Origin of the sequence: Corynebacterium sp. HMSC067D03, assembly GCF_001811185.1 — a bacterium.
Taxonomy (GTDB): Bacteria; Actinomycetota; Actinomycetes; order Mycobacteriales; family Mycobacteriaceae; genus Corynebacterium; species Corynebacterium coyleae.
Window position 1 is genome coordinate 1 of record NZ_KV803822.1, and the last position, 1,865, is coordinate 1,865.

At 56.2% G+C, this 1,865-nt stretch carries 2 protein-coding genes; both read right to left on the reverse strand.

What is annotated here, in order from left to right; translation table 11 throughout:
- Positions 1 to 97 precede the first annotated feature (97 nt).
- Positions 98 to 832, reverse strand: coding sequence for an IS21-like element helper ATPase IstB (gene istB, locus HMPREF2785_RS07320; RefSeq protein ID WP_141750663.1), 735 nt, complete (start codon positions 830 to 832; stop codon positions 98 to 100).
- A gap of 1 nt (position 833) precedes the next feature.
- A partial coding sequence (locus tag HMPREF2785_RS07325; RefSeq protein WP_141750664.1) for a Mu transposase domain-containing protein occupies positions 834 to 1,865 on the reverse strand: 1,032 nt, incomplete at its 5' end.

The window sequence follows — 1,865 nt, forward strand, 5'->3', positions numbered from 1 at the left end:
TGTGTTTTGTCAAGTTGTTTTAGGCCGTTTCGGCTCGAATTTTTAGGCCAGTTCGGCACGGTTTTGGGCCGTTTGAGCGTTGCTGGGGTTTTGAGGGTTATTTCATGAGGGCGTTTGCCATGCGGTAGGACTGGCCGGTGAAGGTAATCATGCGTCCGTGGTGGACGATGCGGTCGATGGCTGCCGCTGCCATGTCATCGTTGCCGAAGACTTGGCCCCATTGGGAAAACGCGAGGTTGGTGGTGATGATCAGACTGCGTTGTTCGTAAGCGTCGGCGATGGCTTGGAAAAGTAACCGTGCACCGTCAGTGTCGATGGGGATGTAGCCGAGTTCGTCGATGACGAGGAGCTTGTTTTTGCCGAGTGCTGCGAGTTCTTTGTCGAGTCTTCCTGCCTGTTTAGCGTTGCGTAAGTGGTCGACTAGGCCGGCGGCGGTGAAAAACCTTGCTGGGATGCCTGCAAGGCATGTTTGGGTGGCTAGCGCGATGGCGAGATGTGTTTTCCCGGTGCCGACGTCCCCGTAGAAGACGAGGTCTTCACATCCGTTGAGAAACTCAAGCGTGGTGAGGTGTTCGCGGGTGATGTCCGTGGGCAGGGTCACTGGTGACCAGTCGTAGCCGTCGAGGGTTTTGCGTACTGGCACACGCGCACGATGCATGAGGCGGCGGGCTCTGGATGCTGCTCTGGAAGAAAGTTCAGATTCGAACAATTCGATGAGGATGTCGCACTGGCGTGGGGTGGCGTGTTCAACGCATTGGCGTAACACAGCGGTGGTCAAATAGAGCTGGCGGCCGAGTGTGACAACTTGGTTTTTGGTGGTTGTAGCGCTCATTTTAGGTCGCCTCCGCATGCTGTGGGGTGTTGATTGTGGTGGCAAGGAGTTGGTCGTAGGTAGCCAGGTTTGCTCTGGTGTGCTGTGTTGGTGGTGGGGTGCTGTATCGTGCAGCGATGCCAAGATGCGGTCCGGTTGGTTGAGCGTTGGCTTCTAAAAGTGCTGCAGCGGCGGTGACGGTGGCGTCGAAACCGCATTCTGCGGCGGTGGTTTGTGCATGGGTGAAAAACTCACGGCGTGTGACGGTATCTGCTTCGTCGAGGTAGCCGACGACGTTATCCGGCATATGGTGGCGAAGTGGTGAGTTCTTCCACGCTCCCGGCTTTTTGGCTAACCCTGGCAGCAGACTTATGGGGTTGATCACTGTAGCGTCTGCAGTGCCGAAGACTCTCGGCAGCGCGATGATGCGTCGAGACTCCTCGTCTAAGACGGTGATGGTGTCGTGGGACAATTCCAGTGTGACTTGCCTGTTTGCCCAGGCAGGCCCGACTAGGTAGCGGTTGCCTGCTACGGTGACAATCCCGGTTTTATCGGTGCGACGCACTTCGAAACGCACCGGATTAAACCGCACCGACGGACATGCTTTGAGCGCTTGTTGATCGTGTTGAAACAGATCAGCGATTACCGCTGCCTTCTTATAATGGGTCTGCTTGGCAAACGCGGCACACCCAGAGTCCAGAAGAGCGTTTAGTTCTGCCAGTGAAGCAACTTCTGGCACGGGAACGAGCAGGTTTCGGCGGATGAACCCGACAGCGTTTTCCACATTGCCTTTCTCATGGCCTGAATACGGGTTGCAGTAACGCGACCGAGTCCGATAGTGCGCTTTAAACGCGGCGAAGAGCTCTGATTCGACAACCTTCGGGCCGACACGGCGTCCAATAGCAGTAGCGTTATCGAAGACCATCTCAGTCGGCACTCCGCCGGCAGCATCGATGACATCGAGCAATCCGGTAATGACACACTCGGCGGTTTCACCGGCGAAGGCCCTGCAAAACCTCATATTCGAGTACGGAAACGTCACCACCAAAAGGTG

Bases quoted from the DNA above. Each gene is read 5' to 3' on its own strand.
- istB (WP_141750663.1), bottom strand. From the start codon at position 832: ATGAGCGCTACAACCACCAAAAACCAAGTTGTCACACTCGGCCGCCAG.